The 17,292-nt window shown below is 51.1% G+C and carries 12 protein-coding genes; 4 read left to right on the plus strand and 8 right to left on the minus strand.

Annotation, left to right across the window (positions count from 1 at the left end; all coding sequences use genetic code 11):
• The first annotated feature begins 100 nt into the window (after nt 1–100).
• From IDAT_RS02625 to IDAT_RS02635, 3 genes are read left to right on the plus strand one after another with little or no spacing between them, the layout of a single operon-like run.
• Nucleotides 101–1,180 (plus strand): efflux RND transporter periplasmic adaptor subunit, encoded by a 1,080-nt coding sequence (locus IDAT_RS02625; protein WP_034730068.1) that lies wholly within the window; start codon nt 101–103, stop codon nt 1,178–1,180.
• Complete coding sequence (locus IDAT_RS02630) at nt 1,177–4,428, plus strand: efflux RND transporter permease subunit (protein ID WP_034730070.1); 3,252 nt, start codon at nt 1,177–1,179, stop codon at nt 4,426–4,428. The genes IDAT_RS02625 and IDAT_RS02630 overlap by 4 nt, the downstream gene beginning before the upstream one ends.
• Nucleotides 4,428–7,487 carry an efflux RND transporter permease subunit gene (locus tag IDAT_RS02635; protein ID WP_034730072.1) on the plus strand — a complete coding sequence of 1,020 codons (3,060 nt, stop codon included), beginning with the start codon at nt 4,428–4,430 and terminating at the stop codon, nt 7,485–7,487. Before IDAT_RS02630 ends, IDAT_RS02635 begins: the two co-directional genes overlap by 1 nt.
• Here the strand turns inward: IDAT_RS02635 and kdsB are convergent.
• From kdsB to IDAT_RS02660, 5 genes are all read right to left on the minus strand, one after another.
• Nucleotides 7,465–8,217 (minus strand): 3-deoxy-manno-octulosonate cytidylyltransferase, encoded by a 753-nt coding sequence (gene kdsB / locus IDAT_RS02640; RefSeq protein WP_034730074.1) that lies wholly within the window; start codon nt 8,215–8,217, stop codon nt 7,465–7,467. The genes IDAT_RS02635 and kdsB overlap by 23 nt on opposite strands.
• A complete protein-coding gene (locus tag IDAT_RS02645) occupies nt 8,214–8,411 on the minus strand; it encodes a Trm112 family protein (RefSeq protein WP_034730077.1) in 198 nt (65 codons plus the stop codon). Before IDAT_RS02645 ends, kdsB begins: the two co-directional genes overlap by 4 nt.
• A complete protein-coding gene (gene lpxK / locus IDAT_RS02650) occupies nt 8,401–9,399 on the minus strand; it encodes a tetraacyldisaccharide 4'-kinase (protein WP_034730080.1) in 999 nt (332 codons plus the stop codon). Before lpxK ends, IDAT_RS02645 begins: the two co-directional genes overlap by 11 nt.
• Entirely contained in the window at nt 9,399–11,150 is a 1,752-nt protein-coding gene (gene msbA / locus IDAT_RS02655) for a lipid A export permease/ATP-binding protein MsbA (RefSeq protein ID WP_034730081.1), read from the minus strand. The genes lpxK and msbA overlap by 1 nt, the downstream gene beginning before the upstream one ends.
• A 62-nt stretch (nt 11,151–11,212) precedes the next feature.
• Nucleotides 11,213–13,513: a DNA internalization-related competence protein ComEC/Rec2 gene (locus tag IDAT_RS02660; protein ID WP_034730084.1), complete on the minus strand. Its 2,301-nt coding sequence runs from the start codon at nt 13,511–13,513 to the stop codon at nt 11,213–11,215.
• A 40-nt stretch (nt 13,514–13,553) separates the two neighbouring features.
• On the opposite strand from IDAT_RS02660, the gene IDAT_RS02665 reads away from it, so the two are divergent.
• Nucleotides 13,554–14,084: a DUF2062 domain-containing protein gene (locus IDAT_RS02665; RefSeq protein WP_034730086.1), complete on the plus strand. Its 531-nt coding sequence runs from the start codon at nt 13,554–13,556 to the stop codon at nt 14,082–14,084.
• Here the strand turns inward: IDAT_RS02665 and IDAT_RS02670 are convergent.
• Genes IDAT_RS02670 through IDAT_RS02680 form a run of 3 tightly spaced genes read right to left on the minus strand, consistent with a single transcriptional unit; the run spans nt 14,074 to nt 17,236 of the window.
• Nucleotides 14,074–15,300, minus strand: a complete 1,227-nt coding sequence (locus tag IDAT_RS02670; protein ID WP_034730089.1) for a lipoprotein-releasing ABC transporter permease subunit — start codon at nt 15,298–15,300, stop codon at nt 14,074–14,076. The genes IDAT_RS02665 and IDAT_RS02670 overlap by 11 nt on opposite strands.
• Nucleotides 15,294–16,001: a lipoprotein-releasing ABC transporter ATP-binding protein LolD gene (gene lolD / locus IDAT_RS02675; RefSeq protein WP_034730091.1), complete on the minus strand. Its 708-nt coding sequence runs from the start codon at nt 15,999–16,001 to the stop codon at nt 15,294–15,296. Before lolD ends, IDAT_RS02670 begins: the two co-directional genes overlap by 7 nt.
• A 2-nt stretch (nt 16,002–16,003) precedes the next feature.
• Complete coding sequence (locus IDAT_RS02680) at nt 16,004–17,236, minus strand: lipoprotein-releasing ABC transporter permease subunit (protein WP_034730094.1); 1,233 nt, start codon at nt 17,234–17,236, stop codon at nt 16,004–16,006.
• Between the last annotated feature and the right edge of the window lie 56 nt (nt 17,237–17,292).

Raw genomic sequence — 17,292 nt, forward strand, 5'->3', positions numbered from 1 at the left:
TATTTATCATTTTGGCACGGTCTCTGCATAAACCTTTACAACCGCTGCAACGTCTTAATCAGCAGCACGAACAAATAAAGTAAAAACAGGGCTTACTCACATGAATACTACACGTTATGTCGGCTTGGCCGCTTTAATTCTGACTTCAAGTCTGTTGCTAAACGGTTGCGGTCAAGCCGGCGCCTCAAATCAATCCGCAGCGCAAGAACCAGAGGTGGTGCGCATTCCTGTTGCTACTGAGCAAGTGCAACGGGGGGCCATCACCTCGAGTTTTCGCACTACGGCAACCCTCGAAGCGCGGGAAGAAACTGACGTCATCAGCAAGGCCAACGGTATCGTTGAACAGTTGTATGTTGAGGAAGGTGATTACGTCGAAGCTGGTCAGCTCCTCGCCAGCTTGCGCGATGACGAATATCGTATTCAGTTGGCGCAAGCCGAAGCAGAGTTGAACAGTATTCAGCAAGAATTACGGCGAGTAAAAGACATGGCCGAGCGTGACATGATCAGCGCCGATGCCTATGACAAACTACGGTTTCAAGCAGATTTATTAAAAGCACGCTATGACATGGCAAAGCTTAACCTTGCCGAAACTGAGATTCGTGCACCCATTGCTGGCTTTATCGCAACCCGCTACGCCAAAACTGGCAATATGATTAGCCAATACCAAGCGCAAAAGTTATTTCATATCGTTGCCCTTGATGAGCTACAAGGTAATGTGCATCTACCTGAACGCGAATTGCAGTTTGTTGCCGTTGGCCAGACGGCTGAACTACAAGTGAGCTCAATGCCCGGCAAAACCCTGACTGCTACAATCGATCGCATTAGCCCTGTGGTTGATACACAATCAGGTACATTTAAAGTGGTACTCAGTGTCGATAACAGCAATCACAGCTTAAAAGCTGGCATGTTTGCGCACGTCAAACTGCATTATGCCACCCACAATGATGCCATTCGGGTTCCGCGCTACGCAGTACAAAGTCTCGATGGTGCGCACAGCGTATTTACCGTTGATGCCGAAGGAGTGGCGCACAAGGTTGATGTGACACTGGGCTTTGAGGACGAAGCGCATGTGGAAATCTTGTCTGGTATCGATGCTGGTCAACAGCTGGTGGTGAGCGGTCAAGCGAACCTGAAAGATGCTGCTCTAGTTGAAGTCATCAAGAGCGAGCAGCAGTCATGAGTCTAGCCAAATTAGCGGTACGGCGGCCGGTCACGGTCGCCATGTTCACTCTGGCAGTACTGTTGTTTGGCATGGTTTCACTTGGTCGTATACCAGTCACCTTGCTACCTGATCTGTCGTATCCAACCTTAACGGTTCGCACTGACTACCCTGGCGGTGCACCCAGCGAAGTAGAACAACTGGTAAGCAAGCCGATTGAAGAAGCGCTCGGCACGGTAAAAGGCGTGCGTCGTATTGAATCTATTTCGCGCGCAGGACAAAGCGATGTGTTACTGGAATTCGCTTGGGGCTCAGACATGGACATGGCGAGCCTTGATGTGCGCGAAAAAATGGACCTGGTGCCGTTACCTTTGGATTTAGAAAAACCGACACTGTTACGGTTTAATCCAGCCGAAGAACCGATCTTCCGATTAGCGCTCGGTTATCAAGACCTAGCGGACCCGAACGTAGACGAATTAAAGCGCCTACGTACTTTTGCCGATGAGGAACTCAAGCGTCATCTCGAGAGTATTGAAGGCGTCGCTTCCGTGCGTCTCGGTGGCGGTTTAGAAGACGAAATTCAAGTCTTGGTTAATGAACAAAAAGCAACGCAGTTGCAAATTCCGATGAGTCTCATCATGCAACGCCTGAACGAGGAAAATATTAACTTATCTGGCGGTCGCCTCGAGGCCCAACGTGCTGAATATCTCGTGCGAACGCTTAACCAATTCGAAAATTTAGATGACATTCGCAACATATATATTGCCACCCGTAATGAACGTCCGATTCTCTTGAACGATATCGCGACCGTCACCAACAATTACAAAGAACGTGACTCAATCAGTCGCATTGCCGGTAGCGAAGCTGTCGAAGTTTCATTGTATAAAGAAGGTGATGCGAATACGGTGCAGGTTTCAAAAGCGATTCAAAGTCATTTAGCCTACCTGCAGCAACGCGAAGTCATTCCGGCGCAATACCAAATCACTCCTATTTCGGATCAAGCGGTATTTATTGAAGCCGCAATAGCGGAAGTGCGGGATGCGGCGATTTTTGGTGGCCTCTTGGCAATGGTGATCATTTATCTATTTCTACAGCGAGTGTGGCCTACGGTCATTATCTCGCTCGCCATTCCTATTTCGATTATCGCCACCTTTAACCTAATGCATGGCTATCAGATTTCACTCAATATGATGTCCTTAGGCGGTATTGCTTTAGCAGTTGGAATGTTGGTCGACAACGCCATCGTGGTGTTGGAAAATATTGCTCGCCACAATGAATCCAGTGACGCAGCCACCGCAGCCGAACGCGGCACCACTGAAGTCACCGGAGCGATTATTGCTTCAACCTTAACAACCATGGCGGTGTTCTTTCCATTAGTATTTGTCGAGGGCTTGGCCGGACAATTGTTTGCCGATCAGGCCTTAACCGTCACTTTCTCATTGTTGGCATCGCTCTTGGTTGCCTTGACCTTGATTCCGATGCTTTCAGCCAAGCAAAAAAGCGCTGATGCCGCCATTACTGCACAGCAGCATTTTGCGCCAGCAGCAGTGCGTTCGGGATGGCGTTTCTGGCTCGTCACGCCGTTGCTACTAGTGTTCCGTTGGTTGCCTCTTGCTATTGTGACCGCCATAACTTTTGTCTGGCGCGGACTTAGCAAAGCACTCGGATGGTTAGTGCGACCTTTGTTGCGTGGCTTCGACTGGCTTTATCAGCGTCTTGCCGGTGGCTACCAACGCTTGCTCAATGCCGCGTTAGCAAAGGCCAGACTCACCCTCGCCGTAATCGTGGCGGTCGCTGCCGGTTGTTATGCCCTAGTCCCCCTATTACCGGTAAGTTTGCTGCCGAGCATGGCACAGGGTGAATTCTACGTAGAAGTAGAGTTACAACCAGGGGCAACCATTACTGAAACCGATGCAGTCCTTAATGGTCTCGCAACCCACTTAGCAGCGAATGAAGAACTCAGCCAGAGCGTTAAACAGGCCTATAGCATCGCTGGGACCGGCAGCTTGCTTAATGCCGCACCAGGCCAGAATGGCAATCAATGGGGGCGCTTTAATGTGGTCATGGCCGATGCCAGCAATGTGTTTGCCGAGCAGCGTGTGCAAAATTACTTGCGCGAGTACGCCGCGCGCATTCCTGGTGTGAGCGTTAAACTCGGCCGCCCTGAATTATTTAATTTCAGCAGCCCGATTGCGATTGAAATCACTGGTTATGAGCTTGATCTCTTACAACAAGCAGCACGAAAGGTTGCGACTGAATTAGGCCAAGATGCGCGTTTTACCGATATCCAAACCAACATGAGTGATGGTCAGCCAGAAATCGCGATTCTCTTTGACCATGCGCGCTTGGCACAATACGGCTTAACCAGTGCCGCGGTGTCTGAGTTACTGGCGACCAAAATTGGTGGCCGCGTGGCAACCCAATTCAGTCTTGAAGATCGGAAAATTGATATCTTAGTGCGCAGCCAACAAGCTGATCGTGATTCGTTGCGCGACCTGCAACAAATGGTAGTGAATCCCGGTGCGGAACGCGAAATCCCTTTGCAAGCAGTTGCTGACATTCAACAGATCATGGGGCCTAGTGAGATCACACGTATCGACCAAGAGCGTACCGCTGTGGTGAGTGCTAACCTTGCCTATGGCGATCTTGGTGCAGCCGTCGCCGCAGTTGAACAAATACTTGACGAGGTACAACTCCCACTCACAGTCGATGCCAATATCGCCGGACAAAATGCCGAGATGCAGCAGTCATTTCGATCACTCCAAATGGCCTTAGCCTTGGCTGTGTTCTTAGTCTATTTGATTATGGCTTCGCAGTTTGAATCGCTGTTGCACCCGTTCTTCATTTTATTCAGCGTGCCGTTGGCGGGGGCCGGATCGGTACTCGGCTTGTATTTGCTAGGCACGGAACTCAGTGTGATCGTCTTTATTGGCTTGATCATGCTGGCGGGGGTAGTGGTCAACAACGCGATTGTCCTTGTCGACCGTATCAATCAACTGCGCCAGCAAGGTGCTGATCGCTTGACCGCCGTTTCCCAAGCAGCACAGCAGCGCTTACGCCCGATTTTGATGACCATGTTTACCACGGTACTCGGCTTATTGCCACTCGCCTTGGGGCTAGGTGAAGGTGCAGAGATCCGCGCACCGATGGCGATTAGCGTCATCGCTGGCTTGCTGTTCTCTACCCTACTTACCTTGCTGTTCATCCCTTGCCTGTACTTACTGGTTGATCGTAAGCAAGTGCGGACTGTGACAGAGGAGCAAGCCTAATGACTGCTGCTGAAATAGGCGCTAGCCTTGCCCGTCTTGCCTTGCGTCGCCCAGTCACTATTTGCATGCTGTTTGTCTCGATGCTACTGCTCGGCGCGATCAGTTCGCGTCTCCTGCCGCTGGAGAAGTTTCCGGGTATCGAAATACCCGAAATGGTAGTGACCGTGCCCTATCCTAATTCAACTCCAGCTGAAGTTGAGCGCCTGATCACGCGCCCATTAGAGGAAGCTTTGGCGACCATCAGCAACATCAAACGTATGCGTTCGTATTCCTCTGGCGATAACGCGCAAGTGGTGTTGCAATTCGAATGGGGTGAAGACATCAATGCCAAAAGCATTGAAGCTCGCGAAAAAGTCGATGCAGTCAAACACTTGTTGCCGGACGATATCGGACGCGTTCAGGTGATGCAGTTTAACACCGAAGATATGCCGGTATTTCAGTTACGGATATCCAGTCAGCGCGACCTTAACAACGCTTACGACTTGTTAGATCGCAGCTTAAGGCGGCCAATTGAACGGGTCGAAGGTGTATCACAAGTCACTTTGTACGGCGTTGAAAAACAGAACATTGTGATTCGTCTCGATCAACAACGGTTGCTGCAACATCAACTCGATGCCGCCGACATTACTGCGCGCTTGCGGGCGGCGAATTTCTCGTTGACCGCTGGCTATATCGAAAATGACAACGAGCGTATCTTGGTGAATCCAATTGGTGAGTTTCAGTCTGAGTATGAGATTCGGCAGTTCCCGATTACCTCCCAGCTTAAGCTCGGCGACATCGCCACAGTTCAGCGCGAAATGCCGCGTAAAACCGATGGCCGTCATTTAGACCAAACCTATGCGATTGGTATGGATGTGTTCAAGGAGTCGTCGCAAAACTTAGTCGAAGTGTCTGAACGGGTGCGTGCCGTAGTTGATGAGATACGTAACGACCCTCAATTCAATGGCATCAATCTGTATGTCATGGATGACACCGCGAAAAGTGTCAAAACTTCACTCCACGACCTCTTGATTGCGGGTCTCATTGGCGCCGGTTTATCCTTTATCGTGCTGTATTTGTTTTTGCGTAATCTGGTCACCACGCTAGTGGTCGTGTTGTCGGTGCCTATTGCTATTTGTATTGCATTGGGCGGAATGTACTTTCTAGGCTATTCATTGAATGTACTGTCGCTAATGGGCTTAATGCTCGCCGTGGGGATGTTGGTCGACAACGCAGTGGTTATCACTGAGAGTATCCAGTACGAAGTTGAACAAGGCTATCAAGCCGAGCAAGCAACCTTGCGCGGTGTCGGCAATGTGTCGTTGGCAGTGCTTGCCGGTACCCTCACCACAGCGATTGTCTTTTTACCTAATATTTTTGGCAAAAAGATCGACATCACGATATTTCTTGAGCACACCGCTGTCGCAATTTGTTTGTCGCTATTGGCTTCTTTATTGATTGCACAGACACTGATTCCGCTGTTGGCCAGTAAACTGACACGAGTGATGGGCTCACGTAAACCGCAAGAACGCCCGTCGCGCTATCGCAAGCTGTTGCAATGGAGCTGGCGTCACCCACGTTGGACTGGTTTTTTTGCCATCCTCGTGTTAGCCAGTATTGTGGTGCCTATGGGGGCTGTCACGGGCGATCAAGATCCTGAAGGATTCAATGACCGCCTATTTATCAATTACAACCTGCATCAACAGTACAGCCTCAAAGAGGTCGAAGATGAAGTCAGTCAATTTGAAGACTTTCTCTACGCCAACAAAGAGGCGTTCTACATTGATGCGGTGTACTCCTATTACACGCCTAATCACGCTATCTCGACGGTTTTATTACAGCCTGAGCGTCCGATCAAAATGGGCGAGTTAATGGAAACCATGCGCACACAATTTCCCAAAATGTTGCGCAGTGAACCGCAATTCGGTTGGGGCGGTGGTAATGAAGGGATTAGCATTACCCTCAATGGTCAATCAACCCAGGTACTACAAGACTTAACTGAGCGCTTTATTCCGCTGTTGGCAAGTATCGAGGGCTTGAGCGACTTACGCAGTGAGGCAGAGGCAGGTCAATTTGAATATGTCGTGAAAATCGACCGTGAACGCGCCCACCGCATTGGTTTGAGTAGCGCTGCTGTCGCCCAGCAAATTGCGACCGCATTGCGGGGCCAACGGTTGCGCTCATTCCGTGGTGACCCGAACGGCGAGATCCCATTGCGCATTGCCTTCGATGAAGATTTGGAAACTTCGCTGGAAGCACTACAAAATTTACCCGTCGTTCAACTCGATGGGCGCACGGTACCTTTGGCGGCTGTCGCTGATTTTCGCATTCAACCTCGGCTGGGTGGAATTCGCCGGCAAGATCGACGCACCTCGTTAGCGATTCAAGCAAACATTAACAACGAGGTGTTAACACTTGATCAAGCCCGTCAGGAGATCACTCAACTGCTCGATCAAGTGTCCCTGCCCGACGGCTATACTTGGTCATTAGATGGTAGCTTCCAGCGTCAACAAGAAGCTGAAAACGTGATGTTGGTCAATACCCTGCTCGCAGTCGTAATGATTTATATCGTAATGGCAGCGTTGTTTGAATCGGTATTGCTGCCGACCTCGGTCATCACTTCGTTGCTGTTTTCGATTGTGGGCGTATTCTGGGCTTTGATGCTTACCGGTCAAGGGATGTCGATTATGGCCATGATAGGTATCTTGATCTTGATGGGTATCGTGGTGAATAACGGCATTGTGCTGGTCGACCGGATTAATCAGTTACTTGCCGAAGGCCAGACGTTGGAACATGCCATTATTGAAGGCAGCGTTAGCCGCCTACGGCCGATTCTGATGACGGTAGCGACCACCGTTTTGGGCTTAGTTCCGTTAGCATTTGGTACCACGCAAATCGGTGGTGACGGCCCGCCCTATGCGCCAATGGCGATTGCTATCATCGGTGGTCTGTTGCTATCGACGCTGACCAGTTTGTTCTTGGTCCCGTATGTCTACGCACGGCTATTGTGGTGGCGGGAGCGTTGGCACGCGCTCAAAGCACGTGCCGGCGGCTATGTTAGTCGAGTAATTGCTGATTAGCACGATCAAGGTCGGCTGGCGTATCAATGCCAGCCGGCGGATTGGCAATAGCCTCGGCTACATGAATACGCTCGCCATACCAAAGAACCCGTAATTGTTCTAGCGATTCGATTTTCTCCAACGGACTCGGTTCCCACTCGATGTAACGCCAAACAAAACCAGCGCGGTAAGCGTAAATACCGATATGGCGTTGGTAATTCGCCAGTTCACCGATTTTGTCATGGGCCAGCGCGTCACGTTCGTACGGAATCGGCGCCCGCGAGAAATACAACGCATAGCCATTACTATCGGTCACCACCTTTACCGCATTCGGATTCAGCACTTCTTCAACGTTATGAATCGGCACCGCCAAGGTGGCCATTTGAGCGACCTTTTGATTGCGCAGGTTATCTGCCACTTGGCGGATAATTTCCGGTGGAATAAAAGGTTCATCACCTTGCACGTTGACCACGACTTGATCATCAGCAATCGCCAAGTAATCAATCACTTCAGCAATTCGCTCGGTACCTGACTGATGATGCGGGGCAGTCATCATAGCGCGCCCACCGAAGGCTTCAACGGCATCAACAATGCGTTGATCATCGGTCGCGACAATTACTTCGGCGGCACCAGCGGCGGTAGCGCGTTCATAGACACGCTGAATCATCGATTTGTTGCCGATCATGGCAAGTGGCTTGCCCGGTAATCGCGTCGATGCATAGCGGGCGGGTATGATGACAGTGAAACTCATTTCGGCAACTGCTCCAATTCGTCAGCGCTTACTTGCCGCGCTGCACTCTCTAGTAAATGGGGAATCTGGTTACGTACCGGATAGGCGAGTCGATCGCCACGGCAAATCAATTCTTGTGCTTCAGCTTGCCATATCAGCTTACCCTTGCACAGTGGGCATACTAATAATGCAAGGGTGCGTTCATCAAGCGTCATATCGTGCGTTCCTTAAAGCCTGCTGCAATTGCTGCCAAAATGCCTCGGGCAGCTGTGCTTTCACCGGCAAATAATAACAAGCTTGCGCGGGGTTGCCACGCCATTTTGTGGCATCCTTTTCGGTCATCAGCACTACATCATAGTTACTCACGGCAGCGTAGTCGGCATCGCTAAATGCATGGTGATCGGCAAATGCGCGGGTCGTAAAATCTCGTTTTTCTAAGGTTCCGACCGTAGCAAAAAAGCGTTCAGGATGACCAATGCCGGCAACCACCAAGGTCTTACCTTCAGGTAACTTATCCACGGGCATATCGTCACTCAGCCGCCGCCAACGCTGCGCTTGTAGTACCATTTGATAAGGCTGCACGGCGCATGGTAACGAGTTGTTTAGCTTGCCATTAGTTATGACCGCATCGACTGATTGCAGGCGCGCTGGTGCTTCGCGCAATGGTCCCATAGGTAAACGCCAACCGTTGCCAACACCGCGCTGGCCGTCGATAACCGCAATTTCAAACTGCCGTGGCAAAGCATAATGTTGCAGGCCGTCGTCACTGATAATCACTGTGGTACTAGGTGCTTGTTGTAGCAGCCATAAGGCCGCTTGATAACGATCAGGCGCCACCACCATCGGCACTTGAGTGCGACGTGCGAGTAACAAGGGTTCATCGCCACAACGTTGCGCATCGCTCTGCGCAGTTACACTATAAGGAAACGGCCCACGCCCACCATAACCACGCGAGATAATTCCTGGGCGTTCGCCCTGCGCTTTGAGGTAATCGACGAGCGCCAGTGTCACTGGCGTTTTGCCGGTACCACCGACGCTGATGTTGCCCACCACAATCACTGGTACAGGTAGTGGTTTCGCAGGAAAGTAACGGAAGCGCAACCGACGCAAACCGCTCAGCGCGACGAATAGCAGTTGCAACGGCCAAAGTAACCACAGCCAAAGCGGCGCCCGAGATTGATACCAGGCTCGCTGTAGACGCATTAATGCACCTCGCCACCGAATTGCAGGCTGTGTAGTTGGTAGTAAGCACCCTGCTGTTCGAGCAATTGTTTATGGCTGCCGCGCTCAACCACGGCACCATCTTCCAGCACGATGATCTCATCGGCCTTTTCGATGGTCGATAGGCGGTGCGCAATCACAATTGAGGTGCGGTTTTGCTGTAGATCCTGCAAGGCACTCTGAATGTGACGTTCAGATTCGGTATCCAATGCCGATGTTGCCTCATCCAGAATCAGAATTGGCGCATCGCGCAACAGAGCACGCGCAATGGCAATACGCTGCCGCTGACCACCAGAGAGCATCACGCCATTCTCGCCGACCATGGTATCCAAACCATTCGGCAAGTTATCGGTAAACTCAGTCACGTACGCACGTTCCGCCGCTTCGCGGATGCGTTCTGCAGTCACTTCGCCATGCGCACCGTAAGCAATATTGTTGGCTATCGAATCGTTGAACAAAGTGACATGCTGCGACACTAAGGCAAACTGGCGGCGCAGTGACTTCAATTTATAATCATAAATATCAGTGCCATCGAGCTTAATGACGCCTTGTTGCGGGCGATAAAAGCGCGTAATCAAATTCGAAATAGTCGATTTACCACTACCTGAACGACCGACCAAAGCGAGCGTTTTGCCCGGTTGCAAATGGAAGCTAACATCATCCAAGGCGGGTGCATCGGTGTCATCGTAATTAAAGGTGACGTGCTCAAACTCGATTTCTCCACGCGCTCGATCCATGACTTTACTGCCACTATCGACTTCTGGCTGCTCGTCGAGCACGGCGAAAATGCTCTGCGCAGCCGCAATACCTTTTTGAAAATCAGCATTGACCGTGGTCAGTTGTTTCAACGGTCTTAGCAACATCAACATTGCCGTCAGTAAAGTCGTAAAAGCACCAGCGGTTAACTGAGTCAGCATTTCTGGAAAACTTGCCAAGACTAAAACCATCGACAGACTAAATGAGGCAATCAATTGAATCATCGAGGTGCTGATGGTTTGTGAATTGATCAACTTCATATTCTGATTGCGCGTAACATTGACGACGTCATTAAAACGCTTCGATTCGCGTTTTTGACCTTCGTACATCACCACTACTTTATGCCCGTTAATCATCTGTTCAGCAGTGGTCGTAACGTCCCCCATCGCCGCTTGAATGCGACTTGAGACTTTGCGAAAGCGTTTGGAGACCACTGAGACAATTTTGGCAATCACCGGGCCGACAATAAGAAATACCAAGGATAATTGCCAGCTGTGATAAAACATTAGCGCCAATAGGCCAATAACGAAGGCGCCATCGCGGACTAAAATTAACACAGCACGGCTGGTCGCTTCGGCAACTTGCTGCGTGGTGTAGGTAATTTTAGAGATCAAATCACCGGTCGAGTGCTTGTCGTGAAACGACACCGGCAATTTCATCATATGGTCAAACAACTGCTGTCGAAGCGTGGTCACCACCCGAAAGCCGACCCAGTTTAAAAAGTAGGTCGAGATGAAATTAAAGAGCCCACGCAGCACAAAAATAATGGGTACAAAGGCAGCGCCATACAGCAATATCGTTGGATCGCTTTGCGTCAAACCATCATCGATCAGGGTTTGGATTTGCGAAAAGAAGAAAGTATCAACACCGGCATAACCGATCATGCCAAAAATCGAAAAGATAAACGCCGCACGATACGGTTTGATGTACGCCATTAAGCGGCGAAAGGTCTTTTGTTTTACTGTCTCTGCAGTCATGCATCAGATTCATATAGCAAATAATGCGTTCATTCTAACCGCTTTCAGGGGTAACTGGCTAGCTATTGCAATGGATCGCTGTCAAACCACGCGCCATTGGCGGCCGCAAACGGCTGCTCGACGCGCCACTGTTTACCATCAGTTATCACGCTCACTTGGCCACCGCGAGCGGTATCAAAGATCGGAATTCTATACTGTTGAAAACGTTCGGTAACTTCGCGGTGGATTTGTCCATAAGGGTTGTTGCGACCGCGGCTCACCAACGCCACTGACGGTTTAACGTGACGAATGAAATAGCCCTCGGATGAGCTCTTGCTACCATGGTGTGCAATGATCAGTACCTGTGCTTGTAACGGCGCGAGTTCTGCCAACAGTTGCCGTTCCGCACTGCGTTCGATGTCACCGGTCACGAGCAGGCGGAAATCATCGAACTCCAGCAACACCACACAAGAGTCATTATTCGAATGATTCCCGACTGCGCGGCTGCTACGCGGATGCAAGACGCGCCAGTTAACGTCATGCCAGCGGCCACTTTGGCCAGCCACACAAGGGCTTGGATTGGCCCCACCGAACCACGCAAGGTGCGGATAAGCCTCACGTAAATACTGCCAGCCACCTTGATGATCGTTGTCAGTATGCGTGATAAGGCCAAGCTCTGGTTGCAAGCGTTGCTGCCGCAAAAACGGCTGGATAACACGCTCCGCCATACTTAATCCGCCTTGCCACGCAGCGCCGGTATCGATAATGAATGCCTGCTGTTGGCGCTGTAAGACAATGGCCGAGCCCTGCTCGACATCGAGCATGTGCACGCGCAATTCGCGCTTAAACGGCAGCTGTTGCTGTATTGCGGACGCCAATAGCAACACCGCCATGGCTCCAAGCTTGTAGCGCAGGTTCAACGGCACTACCACCACGGCGCAACTCAAGAGCCACCATGGCCATGTCGGTAACTGTTCCGCGGCCAACCATTGCCAAGGCTGTTGCGCTAACCACTCAAGCAGTGGCCACAGCTGCTCCAATGGCCAAGTCGCTAGTGTAAAAATTGCTGCGGCAACCGCATAAGATCCAAGCACCGTCGGTAGTAAGCCAACTAAGGCCAGCGGTAACACCCAGAAGCTGACCAACGGCACGATCACTAGGTTGATCACAGCCGCAGCCGTCGATACGCCAGCGAAGCCAAGCAGCATCACAGGCACAAATAACCAAGTGATAAACCATTCAAAACGCCACAACTCTTTAACCGCTCGAATGCGGCCTTGGTAACGTTGCCAACGCCAATTGAGTAGCAAAATCACCGCTACCGCACTCACCGATAGCCAAAAACCCATTTGCAGCGGTGCCAAAGGTTCAACTAACACAACCAAACACACCGCACGCAAAAATTGCCGCGGCGCTGACACTTTCAGCCCAAGCCAGCGATGCAAAGCAAATACACTAAACATCAATAAAGCGCGCACAGTGGCAATGGCAAAGCCGGCCAACCAGGCGTACCCGACCGCCGCCACCAATGCGAATGCAGGCGCAAACCGCCACAGGTTAAGGCGCTCGCGGAGTTGGCGCTGGCGTGTGAGCGCTGCCAAGCCTTGCCAGCACAGCCACAAAGCCGCGCCAGCAACTAAAGATAGGTGTAAGCCAGAGATGGCAATCAGGTGGGCGAGTCCGGTTTGTTGCACGGTTTGCCAAGTTTCAGTTGCTATCGCAAAACGCTCTCCAAGTAACAGCGCTAACAGGATGTCTGCCTGCGGGTGATTGACTGTAGCGCGTTGTACGTCAGCGACTAAACTTTGTCGCCAAGTAACACTGCCTCCCACCCTTTGCCCTGACTTTATTGAGCCAAGCACCTGGATACCCTGGCCGACTAAATAGCGATGGTAAAAGCCGCTACCTTGATTGCGCGTACCTTGTGGATACTTTAAACGGGCCTGCAATCGCCATATTTCACCCGCCTGCGGTAACCGTTGCGGTCCGTCTGCGTGTGGCTGATACCAATTCAAACGCGCCGTTAAGCCGTCCGCTTGGGGGTCATTATCAATATGCGTTAAACTACCGGTCAACTGCCATGATTCGGGCCGAGTTGCGACTATCTCGGTAACCTTAAGGGCGATGGGCACAGTGCGCTGTACCCAATCAGTGGTAAGCGCATAACTTTGACTTAAATAGGCGTTGCCAGCGCCCCATAGAATACCGCACAATACGCACCCAATGAGGGTTACCACAGCGGTCAATGAGCGCACGCTGTGAGCTATAATGAAACAAAGCAAAGCGCTGCCAACTAGCAATAGAGCGACTTGCCAGGTGAGTACAGCGGTAAAGCTGAACGACAGCAAGTAGCCGCCGAAGAATGTGCACAACCACCGATCCATGGACGTTGTACCTGTAATGGAAAGTAAGAGTTAGTTATCCATGCCAAGAAAATTTATGCAGCGCATCATGCCCAATCATGAGGCGGTGAAAAACAGTCGTAGCCTGAAGGTGTTTGGTAAGCTATTGCACGACGCCAACTTGTGGCACTTGAACCGGCGCTCAGCTGCTGGTGCTTTTGCAATAGGGCTGTTCTTCGCCTTTATTCCGGTGCCCTTTCAAATGGTGCTGGCTGCTGCCGCTGCAATACCTTTTCGGGTCAATCTACCGCTTTCAGTAGCGCTGGTCTGGGTATCTAATCCAATCACCATGCCGCCGTTGTTTTACTTTTGCTATAAAGTGGGAACTTGGCTCATTGGCGCGCCGTCACAACCATTTTATTTTGAATTATCGTGGCAATGGCTTGGCGACAGTATTACCTCAATTGGTCCAGCTTTCTTACTTGGCTGCCTAATTGTTGGCACTGTTGTCAGTATCGCTGGCTACTTTGTGGTCAGTCTGATGTGGCGCCAGTCCGTGGTGAATGCGTGGCGCGCACGCACCCACCGCGCTCGCAAAAATCTTAAGCGTTAATGGCTTGCACCACATCAATACGGGCAGCCTGCCACGCTGGATATAAAGTTGCCAACAAGCTCATTAGCAAACCAACCGCAGCCACCACCAACACATCCCGCCAATCCAGTAGCACTGGGATTTGATTGACAAAATAAACATCGCTCGCTAACAAAGTACTGCCGCTCAAACGCTCCAGCGCGTTGAGTAGCAAAGGTAAATTAAGACTCAGCAACACTCCCGCTAACACCCCAGCAAACACGCCGAACACACCATTTTGCAGCCCCTGCAGCACAAAAACCTGCATCAAACTGCTGGTACGTAAGCCCATAGTACGCAAGATGCCGATGTGGCGTTGTTTCTCTTGCACCGTCATCACCAAGGTCGAAACGATATTAAAGCTCGCGACCGCCAGTACCAATATAAGTACTAAGTACATGACCATGCGCACCATTTGAATATCGCGATACAAATGGCCTTGTGAACGCATCCAGTGTTCTAAGTAAACATAATCGCGCAGCTGATAACCGATTTCATTGGCCACTCGTTCAGCACTAAATAGGTCATCAACGGCCAAGGCTACGGTGCTAAAGCCACTGTCTAAGCCAACGAAATCACGCGCCGTGGCAAGATTCACATAAGCTAGTTGATGATCAAATTGGCCACCAAACTCGAAAGTATCAATCACCGTTAACTGCATTCGTTTAGGTGCCTGAAAACCGCGTTCTGCGGCCACCACAAAGCGAATGCTATCACCGCGCGCAACCCCAAGCTTTTGCGCTAAGCCACTGCCTAAAATAACAGTGTTCGGTTGCGTCAAGGCTGACCATTGCTGCTCCTTTAAGTAATCCTTGATGGCGTGCTCCCGTTCCGGATCAAGCCCAGTAACCTGAACTCCGACAAAATCGCGCCCTTGCTGTACCAGTGCTTGAGTGTGAATCAACGGCCAGGCATCGGTCACCTCGGGATGATCCGTTGCCAACGCAAAAATCGTTTCAGGGTAGTCTAAACGCCCTTCTACAGCATTGAACTCAACGTGGGGCACCAGTTTCAAAAAGCGCTCCTGCAGCACTTCCGAGAAGCCATTCATCACGCTCAGGCCGGTAATAAAGACCATACAGCCGAGTGCGATACCCGACGTTGACGAGGCCGAGATAAACGATAGAAAGCGACTGCGTTCGCGTCCGCGGCGAAAGCGACGTGCAAGCTGCCAGGCAAGACGCCATTGACCTAGCATGCTGCGCTCTCAGTCTGATTTGGCGGCACCAACTGACCATGGTGTAACTGCACCCGATGCGGTAATTGCTGTGCCAGTTGCGTGTCATGCGTGACAATAACAAAGCAGGTTTGCAACTCACGGTTCAGCTCTAACATCAACGCCATCACTTGCCCCGCCGTTGTATCATCTAGGTTGCCAGTGGGTTCGTCAGCCAGCACTAAACGTGGCTTATTCACAAGTGCTCGCGCGATTGCCACGCGCTGCCGCTCACCGCCTGAGAGCTCGGCAGGTCGATGTTGTGCGCGCGCTGCTAACCCTACTCGCTCTAACAACTCTGCCGCCTGTTGCTCGGCTTGTGATTTGGCAACCCCCTGAATCAGTAACGGCATACTGACATTTTCGAGCGCGTTAAATTCAGGTAATAAGTGGTGAAACTGATAGATAAAACCCAGCTGACGATTGCGCCAATCAGCCAACGCCCGAGTCGACAACGAAGTGAGATCACGGCCTTGAAACAGTATCTGCCCAGAAGTAGGCCGATCGAGGCCGCCCATACAGTGCAGCAAAGTACTTTTACCTGAGCCAGAACTACCAACGATAGCCCATAACTCACCCGCACGAAGTTGTAAGTCGACACCTTGCAAAACATGCAAATCACGCTGACCATCACGGTAGGATTTGCTTACCTGCCGACATTCTAATAACACCTCGGTCGTCATGTTTATTCATACCTCAAAGCTTGTGCCGGTAAAATGCGACTGGCTTGCCACGCCGGGAATAAAGTTGCGATAAAGGTCAGGCCAAGCGCGGCCAACACAGTGCCTAAAATCTGCAACGGTGCCATCACCACAGGTAATCCAGTTGGTCCAGCAAAACTCATATCTACACCAAAGCCAGTCAGTAGTGGGTTCAAGAAATGCGTTGTCAGCACTCCCAACAGCAAACCTAGAACTGCGCCAAGGGTGCCAGTAAACATGCCCTGTAACACGACCATGCTGCGCACCCGCTGTGGTGCAAGTCCCATGGTCTGTAAAATCGCAATATCGGCGCGTTTGTCTTGCACCATCATCATCAACGATGACACGATATTAAAGGCTGCGACCGCAATAATAAGTCCCAGCATCAGATTGACCATGCGCTTTTCCATACTCACGGCATCAAATAAGTGTCCGTAGCTCTGCTGCCAACTGGTCACTTGCAAAGGTTCTGCCACTTCACTAGTCAACTCATCAGCTGCGGCTAGAGCTGCAAACGGGTCGTCAAAGTAATAGCGTAACCCAGATACTTGGCCTTCTGCCATCCGCAATATCCGTGCGAGATCGGCTCCATGCATGACCAATAAATGCTGATCGGCCTCTGATTGCATTCTCACCACTGCAGTCACTGTCACTAATCGTTGTGCGGGAACCAGGCCCAGTGGCGTGTAGATGCCACCACCTGCGGCGATCAAGCGCAGCTGTTGCCCCGGCCAAATATTCAATTGCTGCGCCAGTGCATACCCGAGCACTACGTTAAAAGTGCCAGCTTCGAGCTGCAATTGGCCCGCTTCCAAGTGCTGCTGTAACGGCTGTAATTGCACATCGCTGCCGTCCACGTCGGGAAAAATACCCTGCACTTGCACCGCTTGTAGCCGTTGCTCGCTTTGGATAACGCCGGCAGTGGTCACTTCTGGAACTAGGGCACGCGCCCCTGTCAACACTGGCAAACTATCTGCCACTTGCTGCCAATTATCTAACCCTTGCTCATCACTGACTTGTAACTGTGGCACAACCGTTAAAATGCGTTGTTTTAATTCGGCTTCAAAACCATTCATCACCGAACCAACAATGATCAAAGCCGCGACGCCGACCACAATCCCGACCAACGACACGCGCTGGATAAAACGCGTAAAGCGCTGACCATAACGGGCGCGGCTATAGCGATAACTCAAAAATAAAGTGACGGATTGCGACATAAGCTTGGTGTCTAGCGCTCAACTATTGGTTTGGGGTTGCGCTGCAAGCATAAAGA

Source organism: Pseudidiomarina atlantica (assembly GCF_000753735.1).
GTDB lineage: Bacteria > Pseudomonadota > Gammaproteobacteria > Enterobacterales > Alteromonadaceae > Pseudidiomarina > Pseudidiomarina atlantica.